Below are 13,330 nucleotides of genomic sequence, written 5' to 3'. Positions count from 1 at the left end.
GGAGCTCCTGTGTTAATAAAATACAGCTATTTATTACGTTCTTTATGAACAACTGTCCGAACTAATTTCCACTGACCATGATCATAAACCCACGTTGATTCAACAGAGGCAATTACGTCAGCATTGGCAATCCCGGTAATTCGCTGTTCCCCTAGTAACCCTACTTGATTATTCTCTACAGGTATGGGCTGGAGACTGCTAAATGGATTGACAGTTAGCTCTGTCGGCTCATTTAGCTTGCCATGATAATATAATCCAAGTTTTTTATAATACTTCTGACGGTCCTTTAAATCAAACAGATAAGACTTTCCTGTTTTTGCGAGTTTGATCTCTGCTTTATATCCATGAAGAAAATGGCTATCCATTTCAAGAGGTTCTGGCAGATTAAGTTCCTTCTGTTCAAAGTTCCGAATAGAATAGGAGTAATTCTGAACAGTTCGCTCATTCCCCCCTTTCAACACACTTACAAATAGATCCTTCACACCATCATTGTTTAAATCGACAAGTTCTAATGCCGCCTTAGCACCACTTTCTAGAGGAAGGGTGTATTTCTTTCCGTTTGAAGCACTAATTTCAATATAGATTTTCTCTAAAAATGCATCCTCATTCTGATAAGGAACCCCTTTTAAAATGATTTCTTCCTCTTTTCCGTCACCGGTAATATCTGCACTTTCATTTGAAATAGTGATTATTTTTGTCGTTTCTTCAATCGCATATACCCCTGTAATGGCAGTAAGTGACATGAGAAAAAATGAAACAATGACCAAAAGTATCTCTTTTTTCATCCATCAACCCCCCCAAACTCTGTTACTTGTTAGTATGACCAGTTCTGGAAAAAAGATGAAAAAGGACACTCTATTTTTTAGAGTGTCCTGTAAAAATTTATTCACTAGGTTTATCTGGTGCAGATACTTTCCAAACAGTAGTTACCTTTCCGTTGTCTTCTTCATCAAGAATAAATGAACCATTTGAATAACGGTCACTGTAGTGAATATCGATTGTATGAAGTGTCTCTAGATGCCCTTTCTCCGTTTGGATAAAAATCACATCTTGCTCATTGGCAATTTCAAATCCTGCAATTCGGTGTGGATTTGATTTAAGTTCTCTTAAAATAACTACGCCGCGTTTGGCACGAGTAGCTTTTTCAAATTCTTTCATTTTCATTCTCTTTACCGCTCCACGCTGTGTAGCGATAACAATCGTTTCGTTGCTGTCAGGAAGAATGAGTTTACCGCCGATCACGAAATCATCATCTTTTAAATTGATCCCTTTCACACCTGCAGCACGAGCACCAACAATACTAATTTCTTCTTCATGGAACCATAGGGAATAACCTAAGTGTGTTATTAAGAATAATTCTTTGGTTCCATCGGTTAAATGAACATCGATCACTTGATCATCATCTTTTAGATTAATACCAACAAGTGGTTTCGAGTATCGTTGTGCTTTGTATTGTTTTAGCTCCGTTTTCTTGGCCATGCCATTTTTCGTGATAAAGACAAGGAAAAGGTCAGCCTCAAAGTCTTTGACTGGAATCGCTTGGATGATTTCTTCATCACGGTCAATTGGAATAATATTAGCCACGTGTTGTCCAAGGTCTTTCCAGCGGATATCTGGCAGCTCATGAACAGGGCAGAATAAGTAGTTTCCTTTATTTGTGAAGAGGAGAAGTACATCCTTCGTATTCATTTCGAGTTGCGCTAATAAACGGTCTGAATCCTTCATTGCTAAATCCTGACCATTGGAGGCCGCATAGGAACGAGTACTTGTCCGTTTAACGTATCCTTGTTTCGTAATCGTTACAATAACATCTTCACTTGGGACAGTTACTTCCAGATTGATTTTCAATTCTTCAATTTCTGCTTCAATCTTTGAACGACGTTCATCTGCAAAACGTTTTTTGACGTCTTTTAATTCTTTTTTGATCACAGAGAAAAGAGTTTTCTCACTTGCTAAAATGCTTGTAAGTTCTTCGATTTTCTTTGCTAACTCTTCCGCTTCCTGTCTAAGTGCAGTAATATCGGTGTTTGTTAAGCGGTATAGCTGTAAGGAAACGATCGCTTCTGATTGCGGCTCCGTAAAGGCAAACTTTGCAATTAAATTGTCCTTTGCGTCGCGTTTATCCTTGGATGCACGGATAGTAGCAATCACTTCATCGAGGATTGATAAAGCCTTCATCAGACCTTCAACGATATGCTGTCGTTCTCTGGCTTTATTAAGATCATATTGCGACCTTCTGGTGACAACTTCTTTTTGGTGCTCGATGTAAGCATCTAATAATTCTCTAAGTCCCATTAATTTGGGACGTTTCTTATGAATCGCAACCATATTAAAATTATAGGTTACTTGAAGATCACTATTTTTATATAAATAGTTCAAAACACCTGCTGAATCGGCATCTTTCTTCAGTTCAATGACAATTCTGAGGCCGGTCCGGTCTGTTTCATCGCGGATTTCTGAGATTCCTTCCACTTTACGGTCGAGACGGAACTCATCCATTTTTTTGACGAGATTGGCTTTATTCACCTCATAGGGAATTTCCGTAATAACGATTTGCTGCTTACCGCCGCGAACCTCTTCAATGTCAGCTTTGCTGCGAACGATAATTTTTCCTTTACCAGTTTCATAGGCTTTTTTAATTCCATCAATTCCTTGAATGATGCCGCCCGTTGGGAAATCTGGACCTTTGACAATCGTCATAAGTTCCTCTACGGAACAATCAGGGTGGTCCATTCTCTTGATAACTCCGTCAATGACTTCACCAAGATGATGCGGAGGAATATCTGTTGCATACCCCGCAGAAATTCCTGTCGAACCATTAACAAGCAGGTTTGGGAACATCGCAGGCAAAACTGTTGGCTCTTTGGAAGTATCATCAAAGTTAGGAATAAATTCAACTGTATCTTTTTCGATATCTCGCATTAATTCAGCCGCAATGGCGGAAAGCCTTGCTTCTGTATAACGCATCGCGGCTGGCGGGTCACCATCAACACTGCCGTTGTTTCCGTGCATTTGCACGAGGACATTTCGTACCTTCCAGTCCTGACTCATCCGCACCATGGCCTCGTAAACAGAGGAATCACCGTGTGGATGATAGTTACCAATTACATTACCAACTGTTTTTGCTGATTTTCGAAAGCCTTTATCGTGTGTATTTCCTTCTACATGCATCGCATAGAGAATTCTTCGTTGTACTGGCTTTAGGCCATCACGTGCATCCGGAAGGGCACGTTCTTGGATAATATACTTACTATATCTGCCAAAACGATCACCAATGACATCTTCTAGAGGCAAGTCTCGGAATTTTTCAGTTGCACTCATCCTTCAGAACCCTCCTCGGAGACCGTAATATTTTCATTTTCTAAGATCGTGTCATCTTCTTCTAACCCAAAGGCGACATTCGTTTCAATCCACTTACGGCGCGGCTCAACTTTGTCTCCCATTAGGGTGGTAACTCGTCGTTCTGCTCTTGCCGCATCATCGATTTTCACTCGGATCAACGTCCGTGTTTCAGGATCCATCGTTGTTTCCCAGAGCTGATCGGCGTTCATTTCACCAAGTCCTTTATAGCGCTGGATGATATAGCCTCTGCCCACTTTTTTGATGGCTCCTTGAAGTTCATCATCATTCCATGCATATTCAATAATTTCCTTCTTACCTGTTCCCTTGCTTACTTTATAAAGCGGAGGCAGGGCAATGAACACTTTGCCTGCTTCTAACAACGGCTTCATATAGCGATAAAAGAAAGTAAGCAGTAGAACTTGAATATGTGCTCCATCTGTATCGGCATCGGTCATAATGACAATTTTGTCATAATTGATGTCTTCCACACTGAAATCGGAACCAACTCCGCCGCCGATGGCATGAATAATCGTATTGATTTCTTCATTCTTAAAAATATCAGCGAGTTTAGCTTTTTCGGTATTAATGACTTTACCTCTGAGTGGAAGGACTGCTTGAAAACGTCGGTCACGTCCCTGTTTCGCTGAGCCTCCCGCGGAATCACCCTCAACAAGGTACAGTTCGTTTCTTTGCGGATTACGTGATTGTGCTGGTGTTAGTTTCCCAGACAAGACAGCATCGGAACGCTTGCGTTTTTTACCGCTTCTTGCATCCTCACGTGCTTTTCTGGCCGCCTCTCTAGCTTGATAGGCTTTGATCGATTTTTTGATAAGAAGGGAGCTAATATCAGGATTCTCTTCTAGAAAATAGGAGAGGTGCTCAGAAACAACTGAATCAACCGCTGACCGTGCTTCACTTGTTCCTAATTTCCCTTTTGTTTGTCCTTCAAACTGGAGCAATTCTTCCGGGATTCGAACGGAGATAATTGCCGATAATCCTTCACGGATATCTGCACCATCAAGGTTTTTGTCTTTGTCTTTTAAGAATGAAACCTTCCGAGCATAATCATTAAATACCCTTGTCATTGCTGTTTTTGCCCCGGCCTCATGGGTTCCGCCATCTCTTGTGCGGACATTATTTACAAAGGAGAGGACATTTTCAGAGTAGCCATCATTAAATTGAAAGGCAAAATCCACTTCAATTCCATGCTGAGAGCCTTCTAAACTAACCACTGGATGGAGAACATCCTTCTCTTCGTTTAAATAAGCAACAAACGCTTCAATCCCATTTTCATAATGGAAGATTTCATGGAAATCGTTTCGGTCATCGATAATTTCGATTTTCAAACCTTTTAACAAAAAGGCTGACTCTCTTAACCTCTCACATAACGTTTCGAAATTAAAAGTGGTGGTTGAAAATATTGTTGGATCTGGCTTGAAATGAATCGTTGTGCCGGTTTGATTGGTTTTGCCGATTTTTTCGAGGGTTGTTACCGGTTTTCCCCCATTTTCAAAGCGCTGTTCATATACGAAACCGTCCCTTTTAATGGTGACAGTTAGCCATTCTGATAAGGCATTAACAACAGATGCACCAACACCGTGCAAACCGCCGCTTGTTTTATAACCGCCTTGGCCGAATTTACCGCCGGCATGAAGCACTGTTAATATAACCTCTGGTGTTGGTTTCCCCATTTTGTGCATACCAGTAGGCATTCCGCGTCCGCGGTCATTAACACTAATAGAATTATCTTTGTGTATTTTTACAATGATTTGATCACCGAATCCACCAAGCGCTTCATCGACAGAATTGTCGACTATCTCATAAACTAGATGGTGTAGACCGCGTGAATCAGTGCTGCCAATGTACATTCCTGGACGTTTCCTAACCGCCTCAAGACCTTCAAGTACCTGTATGGCATCATCATTATAATCAAAAACTTGCTGATTTCTTGCCACTAAAATACCCCTTTCATTCCCTACAAAAAGAAGTATCCTTCTAATTGCTCATGAACTAATTGATTAGTCATTCTTTATATTATCTTTTTATAAAATTAATATAGAACCAATGTTTGCCGCTTCTTATTTTAACATAAATCTTGCGGCGTCTATGCTTTATTGTAGCGATTTATTTCGATTTAGCAAATACGTAATTTTAAACAACATAATTTTGTAATATTAAAATCATCGGTTAATGCGTGTTAAAAATAAAAAAACTGCTAAATATTAGCAGTTTTAGGGTTGAATATTTAAGCTTTAGAAATCGCATGTTCTACTTTAATGCAACGATTCATTATCACCGTATAGCCCTTACTTTTTAAGAATTCATAGGCTTCTTCGTTTTCAAGACCAAGCTGGGCCCAGTAGATATCTGCATCGATCTCAACAAACTCTTTCGCGACATCGAACAGTTGTTCTGACCTGCGAAAAACATTAACAATATCCACGTGTCCTTCGATATCTTTAAGGGATGCAACAGCTTTCACCCCTAATGCCGATTCAATCGTAGGATTCACCGGAATAATGTCATAGCCAGCTTTTTGCATTGCTTCAGACACTTGATAGGAAGTTCGTTCAGGATTATCACTCAAACCAACTACCGCAATTCTTTTTGCCTTTTTTAAGATCGCTCCAATTTCATTGCGACTTGGATTTTCAATAGTCATCAATCTCACTCCTAGGGTATTTTTCTTTATTTTACCTATATTTTCAAAAAAAACATAATAAAAAGCTTAAAGTGCCGCCATCTTACAAGTTAGTTGTAAAGAGTTACACAGTTTCTCCCTTTGTCTTTTGAATAAGAGAGTGCTTGATTCGCCTCTAGTATTAAATCCTCTTTCGGTTTCCCTTTAGAAAACACGGAGATTCCAAAGCTGCAAGTGATCTTATCGATATTCTCAAAATGAAATTCTCCGATAATCGACCGGATAGATTCTGATAGTTCCTTTGCCCCGTTTCCGTCGGTTCCAGGAGTGAGTAAAATGAATTCCTCTCCTCCCCAACGGGCAAAAATATCTGATTCACGAATACGTTGCTGAACGATGATGGAAATAGTAGAGAGAACTTTATCGCCTGCTTGTTGCCCAAACCGTTCATTTACATGTTTAAAGAAATCAATATCCATGATAATCATCGAAAAAGGCTGGTTTAATCGTTCGGCACGTCTCATTTCCACTTCTAAGATGGCATTCATTTCCAATTGGTTTATACTGTATGTTAGAGAATCCATCAGGAATAAATGTCTGTTCTCTCTTTTTTCATTCTCTAAATTTGTAATATCCTTACAGACACATAAGTATTGGTTCGAACCCGGTATGGACTCATATTCGAAATTAAAGAAAATCTCTTCATTATTGATGTTGATCCAGTGCATGTTTACAGAGTTTTTCCCCGTTTCTATGATTTCTTCGAACCATCTTCTTTTGTCGATTGGATAAAAATAATTTGCATCTTCTACAAAAAAACTAGAAAGGTATTTCAATTTAGGCAGCTGGGTCTGAGCCTTACTAATTCCAGTAAAGTTACAAAAGGCTTGATTGAATTCGATAATATCCTCGTGATCAGTAACAAAGATAAGGTGGTCTTGAAAGTTTAATAAAGCTTTCGTTAATTTCTTTTGTTTGGAAATTTCTTTTTCAAGCTGTTTCACATCTTTGTATCGGTAATTTAAGTATGGATGAATAGTAGCCGCCACTTTAAGCACCTCTTTCTTTCATTCAGGATTATATGATAAAACCGACCATTGATTACGATACTTGGGTCGGTTTGGTATGTATTTCTATGATTTTATCTAAATTATATTGACTCCCAGCATGGCTTTCAATGGATTAACAAATGGTTTGAAAATTCTCCTTATTTTTGTAATAAAATTGACTCTATTTGTTCTTACTTTTGACCAGATTCAAAAAAGCAAACACATATGAAAGGATTGATAGTGTTTTTTCCAAATTCCATGGTAAAATAGAAGGACTGGAACTTTTTGTAGAAGGAGAATTTGTTAATGGTTCAAATTATTTTAGTAGTCATTCTGGCATATTTACTTGGTTCAATCCCCTCTGGTTTAATTATCGGAAAGGTTTTTTATAAAACGGATATTCGCGAACACGGGAGTGGAAATTTAGGAGGGACCAATACCTTTCGAACATTGGGTGTGAAAGCGGGATTAGTCGTTACACTTGCTGACATCTTGAAAGGGACTTTAGCTGCCGCCTTGCCGCATCTCTTCCAAGTGGATATGAGTCCGTTATTAGCAGGTATTTTTGCAGTTGTCGGGCACACCTATCCAATCTTCGCTGGGTTTCGTGGAGGAAAAGCAGTTGCTACCTCAGGTGGTGTAGTATTGTTTTATGCACCGTATATGTTTATTACCGTATTAATTTTCTTTTTTATTAGTTTATACATATCAAAATATGTTTCCTTATCTTCGATGGTTGCAGGAGTTACAGCAGTGATGTTTGCCATTGTTTCGGGGGTTGTGGATGAATGGGACATCCCTCTTCTCATTGTCGTCCTGTTCCTTGCGTCGTTTGTCATCTATCGTCACAGAGCAAATATAAAACGAATTATGAATAAAACTGAGCCCAAGATTAAATGGCTTTAGCAAAAAAAGAACCGATTTTCCGGTTCTTTTTTTTGTTAAAACTCCTTTTCAAGCAAAGAATAGTTTTAAAATTATACAACAATATAATATAGTATAATTATCAGATAAAAGATAAGGAGTAATTATGAAAAGGCATGCCATACCTTCAGTTATAATTATTTTTGTTTGTATTGCTTTAGCATCATTCCTTTTTATTCAACAATGGCAAAATACTAATGATGACGACCAAAAGGTTTTTCCGACGAAAAATCTTCAAACCCGTTCTTCATTGATGATCAACCGAGAGATGACCGAAAAAATAACCATTGGAGCCATCGGAGATATCCTTATACACGATAATGTTTATCAAGATGCCTTTAATGGTGCTACATATGAATTTGACCCGATGTTTGAGAACGTAAAAACTTTATTAGAAAAACCAGACGTGTTAACTGCCAATCAAGAAAGTACGATAGGTGGAAAAACATTAGGTCTTGCCGGTTATCCACGGTTTAATAGTCCATACGAGGTGGCGGATGCTCTTGTCCACACAGGAGTAGATATTGTATCCACAGCCAATAATCATACCTTGGATAAAGGTGAAAAAGGGATTAAATCAGAGGCTGACTATTTAGAAAGTATTGGTTTACTTCATGTTGGAAGCTTCCTTGATGAAAGGGACCGCCAAAAATTGAGGATTTTAAATAAAAATGGGATAAAGATTGCATTTCTCTCCTATACATACGGAACAAACGGAATCCCGGTTCCAGACGGAAAGGATTTCCTAGTCAATCTGATCAACCGCGAAACGATGCGTGATGAGGTCCATCGAGCTAAAAAGGACGCTGATGTCATTGTTATGAGTATCCATTGGGGAGATGAATACCACCGTATGCCTAACAAAGAACAGAAGGATTTGGCTCGATTTCTGGCAAATGAAGGGGTGGATATCATTTTTGGCTCCCATCCGCATGTTCTTCAACCTATGGAATGGATCAAAACAGAGGATGGAAGAAAAGCATTGGTTGTCTATTCATTAGGAAATTTTATCTCATCACAACGTAATGATTATAAAGATATTGGTGGATTAGCTACGATTGGCATTACAAAACGTATATCAGGTAATGGTAACTCGATTGAATTGTCGAACCCGAAGTTTTATCCAACCTATGTCGCTAGTAAAAAAAATCATAATTTCCGCGTAATCCCTTTAGAAAATGCTCGACCATTTGGTCTTCGTAATGCCAAGGGAAAGTATATGGAAATCCAAGATCACATGATGCAGTGGCTCCGTTAAAACGGAGCCTTTTTATTCTTAGATTGATGACAGGAGAAGATCAGATGGTACAGATAAAGCAAAAAGGGCTCTGGCTTTCTGGGTATTTTTTACTCATGATGTTTCTTTTTACTAGAGGATTTTACAACCCTTTTTTTGTGCTATTAATTGGTTTATTTTTAATAATTGTTTTTTTAAAAGAAGAAAATCGCCTTTTTGGTTGGATGATTATTTCATTTTTTCTTGGAAATCTCTTGCTGGGCTACATGGATAATTTTATTGAAGGTTTTCATTTCTCTCCCTTTTCGCTTATCATGTTAAGTCAATTATTACTGTTGATTCCCATTTTAATGATAAGTTATGTGGTTAAGCAGTTTAAACAAGAAATAACGTCTTTCTTTCACCGGCCAATTTTTACACGAGAAATTCAACTTCCTTTTAAAATTGATTTTTCCTTTAAGAGATTTGTTCTTATTTTTGGACTTTTAGCTGTGGTTTCTATAGGTATCACATTTCTATTTCAAGTAGAAAAGATGCATTGGCGTTCATTTTCATTGATTTTGTTATTCGCATCGATGAATGCATTACTTGAAGAGGTATTATGGCGGGGCATACTCCTGCCAAAGCTGATCTGCATCACCAATCAACTAATTGGGATAATTGTAACGAGCATTGCTTACGGTATTAACACCACCATGTTTGGTTTTTCACCAATTATATGTATGATTTATATTTTTCTAGGATTTGTGTTAGGGTGTTTAACGGTCAAAACAAGAAGTGTATTTCCTGCGATGATTACTCATACTTTGGTCACCACCCTCTTTTTAATAAACGGGCTAATGACCATCCCTGTATATTATGGTTCATAACAAAAAGCACACTTAAAGATGGTTACTCTTCAAGTGTGCTCTGATCCTTTTTCCAAATATGTTCTGACAATCCTTCTTTATGTAAAATGTCTCGTTGGCGCTCACCGAGTAAATCAAAATGGGAATAACCATCCTTACGAACATGAATCCACTCTTTTTTTAATCCATGTTTTTGTCCCCAAGCTGCCAATTGCTCAAGGTTATTACAACCAACCTTGGTTACTGTATTACATCCTGGAAAGCGGTCATCTAACCAATAATGGGTTAAAAAAGCTAATTCTCCATTATCAATTTTTCTCTTCCACTCGATGACTTCCTCCCGTTTGATTCCAAAAGCCACCTAGGTCACCCCATTCGTAATGAATTTTGCCCGCACAAGTGTTATAAATTGATTATTTTATCTTAATTTCTTCATATTTTAGGAACCACTCAGGGAAGGCTTTTTTGAAAGAAGTCGGTCTAAAGTTATCCTTTTTAACAATAATGTGTGTGGTCTTCCCCTCCACACATATCTCATCATCGCCATTTACAACCTTATAACCATATACCGTTTTGATGCCGTCATTTAATTCAACCCACGTTTTTACAAAACCTCGATCACCATATCGTAACGGTTTTTTATAGGTCGCTTGGACGTCATAGACAGGTGCAAAATAACCTGACTCCTCCATTGCGAGATAACTATAGCCCAGGTCCTCAATAAACCCAGTTCTGCCAAGTTCAAAGAATTTAAGATAATTAGCGTGGTAAATGACTCCCATCATATCCGTGTCCGCATAATAAAGTTGAATTTCTCGAGTCGAAATAAAATAATTTTCCACGGGCCCCCACCCTTTCTACAATCGATTTTTACATTTTATTGATGGCCTTTATTATATCCTCAACCTCAAGTAGGAGTGACTTTTCAAAAAGATCTTCCTCATTCTCCACTTCCATTAACCTTGAGGCCTGTGCTTGGATCATTTCATCCACCATATTAGTTGCAAAACGGCCATTTCCTTTAAAGGATTCTTGCTCCATTTTACTCAATAACAACTGTTTAGCATCACTTGATAATTGGTATTGATAACTTTCTGCATATACAGTCATGATTTCAAGCAGTTCTTCAGAAGAATAGTCTGGAAATAAGAAGAATTTTTTAAACCTTGAGCGAAGCCCTGGATTGCTTTCTAATAGCAAGTCCATTTCGTCTGGATAACCAGCCAGGACTACTACTAAGTTTTCATTATGCTTGGTCATTTCATCGACAAGTGTATCGATGACTTCTTTGCCAAAATCACCTGAGGTCGAACTGAAAAGAGAATAGGCCTCATCAATAAATAAGACTCCTCCAAGAGCTTCTTTAATCTTTTTCTTCGTTTTTCCTGCAGTTTGCCCAACATACCCAGCCACAAAGTCTGCTCTGCTTGCGACAATTAGATGGCCCCTTTTTAACATACCGCAGTCCTTTAAAAGCTCTGCATAAATCTTAGCAACGGTTGTTTTTCCTGTTCCCGGATTGCCAGTGAAAACGGCATGTAATTGAATAGGTACTGGCGCCAGACCTTTTTTCATCCGGTATTGCTGCATCTTTACAAAGGAGATCAGTGACCTCATTTCGAGCTTTAATGCATCTAAACCAATGAGCCGGTCCAATTTTTCATAAGGGGATTCTTCAGCTTCTTCTTTTGCGATTAGAAAGTCATCTTTATTCAGTAACATAAAATCAAGGATATTTTCGTCCGGGACTTCCTTATTAGAGCCCTTTTTGAAAATCGCATCGATGACGATATTGCGGACAGTTCGTGCATTTCCGAAGGTATCATCGACCCGTTCAAGATCAAGTCGATGGTTAATTTCGATTTTAGCCTCGTCGCTAAGGAAATAATCATTATCTGCTGCGACTTTCTCTGCAATCCTTATTAATTCTTCGTTTGAATAATTAGGCAAATGAATGAGATTAGACTGTGGAAAGCGACTGCGTAAACCTGGATTAGCATCCAAAAAGGTGCGCATTTCTTCAGGATAGCCCGCCATTATTACCGCAAATCTTCCGCCATACTCACTTCCAGTCATCAGTGAAACTAAAGTATCAATGGCGGCTTGACCATAATCATTGCCTGTTTGACCCTCACGTTTCAGGCTATATGCTTCATCAATAAACAGCACACCACCAATGGAACGTTCCACAATGGAACGGACATTTTCTTCAGTTTGGCCAACGAAAGAACCAACTAACTGGGAACGGTCTGTCTCGATCACTTCCTCTCGAGGCAGGACTCCTAATTCATGATAAATTTTCGCTAATAAGCGGGCAAGTGTGGTTTTCCCTGTTCCTGGATTTCCAGTTAAAATCATATTTAGGCTTAAGTCGTCCTGTATTTGAAAACCCAAATCTTTCCGTTGTTTTTGATACTTGAGAAAGCGGTAAAAATCATTTACCCGATTTTTAACAAATTCCATCCCAATCATTTCATTTAGTTGATCTAATGCATTAATTCGGTCGGTGTCAGATTGAACTTCCTCTTCGTAAAATTGCTTTTGCCAAGCGGTTTTAATTTCCTCTAAATTCGATAAATGCAATTTTAAATCATCAAAATAGGTGGAGGTATGGAAAACACCTGTAATCGATTGGTCATACTCCTCTGCGGCTTTTAATAGCCTTCCTGTTTCATCGATCGCAGAAGTGAATAACTCAAATAAATGATTAAACTGCTGATACACAACCTTCGTACTCAACGTTGCAGATAGTTCTCTTTTTGCTGCTAAATCTGTTTGTATTTCATCTGCATTACTTAAGAAATTTTGACATACTTCTATGTATTGTTCGGCAGTCTTCTTTTTTGCAGTTCTGTTATCTGTTTCTCTCATAGCAGGAAATGTTAGTGGTAAGAATATTCCCTCTAATTTTTTCAAATCTGTTTGTAACATATATTCTCTTGCTGCTTGATTATTAGGAAATAAACTAAGTGCTCTTTCCAGCCAGATCGCTGCCATTTTATCCTGTTTATTACGTTCGATCCGCGAGAGAGCAGCAATTGTTAACAGCTTTGATAAGGTGACCGGATTGGATTCATCAGTTAATGCGGAAATTAATGCACTTTCATTAGAAATCGATCCATTTTGGTTTAGTTCCAGTTCCCATTGCTTTAGTTTTTCTTCATTATTATTAATATGCTGGTTTACAATTTGTCTCAAGATTATCACTTCTTCTTCAAAATTTCCCTTCTATCTTACCATAACAAGCACTCCATACCTAAACAAAAGACCTGTCCAAAATGAACAGGTC

Annotated in this window: 11 protein-coding genes; 3 read left to right on the top strand and 8 right to left on the bottom strand. The window is 38.4% G+C overall.

The features are described 5' to 3' along the window. Positions 1-26: 26 nt before the first annotated feature. From FS608_RS04515 to FS608_RS04495, 5 genes are all read right to left on the bottom strand, one after another. Positions 27-785 carry a hypothetical protein gene (locus tag FS608_RS04515; RefSeq protein WP_144548084.1) on the bottom strand — a complete coding sequence of 253 codons (759 nt, stop codon included), beginning with the start codon at positions 783-785 and terminating at the stop codon, positions 27-29. A gap of 97 nt (positions 786-882) precedes the next feature. Next, a complete protein-coding gene (gene parC, locus FS608_RS04510) occupies positions 883-3,321 on the bottom strand; it encodes a DNA topoisomerase IV subunit A (protein WP_144548083.1) in 2,439 nt (812 codons plus the stop codon). After that, the gene (gene parE, locus FS608_RS04505; protein WP_144548082.1) at positions 3,318-5,297 is read right to left on the bottom strand and encodes a DNA topoisomerase IV subunit B; all 1,980 of its coding nucleotides are present in this window, start codon (positions 5,295-5,297) and stop codon (positions 3,318-3,320) included. Before parE ends, parC begins: the two co-directional genes overlap by 4 nt. A 290-nt stretch (positions 5,298-5,587) precedes the next feature. Beyond that, positions 5,588-6,004 carry a CoA-binding protein gene (locus tag FS608_RS04500; RefSeq protein ID WP_144548081.1) on the bottom strand — a complete coding sequence of 139 codons (417 nt, stop codon included), beginning with the start codon at positions 6,002-6,004 and terminating at the stop codon, positions 5,588-5,590. 89 nt (positions 6,005-6,093) lie between these two features. Continuing rightward, on the bottom strand, positions 6,094-7,032 hold the full coding sequence (locus FS608_RS04495) for a sensor domain-containing diguanylate cyclase (RefSeq protein WP_144548080.1): 939 nt from the start codon (positions 7,030-7,032) through the stop codon (positions 6,094-6,096). Positions 7,033-7,338: 306 nt separating this feature from the next. Here FS608_RS04495 and plsY point away from each other — a divergent pair, with 306 nt between their 5' ends. The 3 genes from plsY (at position 7,339) to FS608_RS04480 (ending at position 10,062) form a co-directional block, all read left to right on the top strand. Further along, positions 7,339-7,938, top strand: a complete 600-nt coding sequence (gene plsY / locus FS608_RS04490) for a glycerol-3-phosphate 1-O-acyltransferase PlsY (RefSeq protein WP_144548079.1) — start codon at positions 7,339-7,341, stop codon at positions 7,936-7,938. 124 nt (positions 7,939-8,062) lie between these two features. Continuing rightward, positions 8,063-9,214 (top strand): CapA family protein, encoded by a 1,152-nt coding sequence (locus tag FS608_RS04485; RefSeq protein WP_144548078.1) that lies wholly within the window; start codon positions 8,063-8,065, stop codon positions 9,212-9,214. A 44-nt stretch (positions 9,215-9,258) separates the two neighbouring features. Then, positions 9,259-10,062: a CPBP family intramembrane glutamic endopeptidase gene (locus FS608_RS04480; protein WP_186328603.1), complete on the top strand. Its 804-nt coding sequence runs from the start codon at positions 9,259-9,261 to the stop codon at positions 10,060-10,062. A 22-nt stretch (positions 10,063-10,084) separates the two neighbouring features. On the opposite strand, the gene FS608_RS04475 is transcribed toward FS608_RS04480, so the two are convergent. From FS608_RS04475 to FS608_RS04465, 3 genes are read right to left on the bottom strand one after another with little or no spacing between them, the layout of a single operon-like run. Then, positions 10,085-10,402 carry a hypothetical protein gene (locus tag FS608_RS04475; protein WP_144548076.1) on the bottom strand — a complete coding sequence of 106 codons (318 nt, stop codon included), beginning with the start codon at positions 10,400-10,402 and terminating at the stop codon, positions 10,085-10,087. 52 nt (positions 10,403-10,454) lie between these two features. Further along, the gene (locus tag FS608_RS04470; RefSeq protein ID WP_144548075.1) at positions 10,455-10,883 is read right to left on the bottom strand and encodes an acyl-CoA thioesterase; all 429 of its coding nucleotides are present in this window, start codon (positions 10,881-10,883) and stop codon (positions 10,455-10,457) included. A 28-nt stretch (positions 10,884-10,911) separates the two neighbouring features. Then, positions 10,912-13,248, bottom strand: a complete 2,337-nt coding sequence (locus tag FS608_RS04465) for an AAA family ATPase (RefSeq protein ID WP_260871571.1) — start codon at positions 13,246-13,248, stop codon at positions 10,912-10,914. Positions 13,249-13,330 lie beyond the last annotated feature (82 nt).

The sequence above is a fragment of the Bacillus sp. X1(2014) genome (assembly GCF_007678255.1).
This window is presented reverse-complemented; position numbering and strand designations above follow the sequence as displayed.

Excerpts from the sequence above, each read along its gene's own strand:
- FS608_RS04515 (WP_144548084.1), bottom strand. The coding sequence starts at position 785 with ATGAAAAAAGAGATACTTTTGGTCATTGTTTCATTTTTTCTCATGTCA.
- parC (WP_144548083.1), bottom strand. The coding sequence starts at position 3,321 with ATGAGTGCAACTGAAAAATTCCGAGACTTGCCTCTAGAAGATGTCATT.
- FS608_RS04500 (WP_144548081.1), bottom strand. The coding sequence starts at position 6,004 with ATGACTATTGAAAATCCAAGTCGCAATGAAATTGGAGCGATCTTAAAA.
- plsY (WP_144548079.1), top strand. The coding sequence starts at position 7,339 with ATGGTTCAAATTATTTTAGTAGTCATTCTGGCATATTTACTTGGTTCA.
- FS608_RS04485 (WP_144548078.1), top strand. The coding sequence starts at position 8,063 with ATGAAAAGGCATGCCATACCTTCAGTTATAATTATTTTTGTTTGTATT.
- FS608_RS04480 (WP_186328603.1), top strand. The coding sequence starts at position 9,259 with ATGGTACAGATAAAGCAAAAAGGGCTCTGGCTTTCTGGGTATTTTTTA.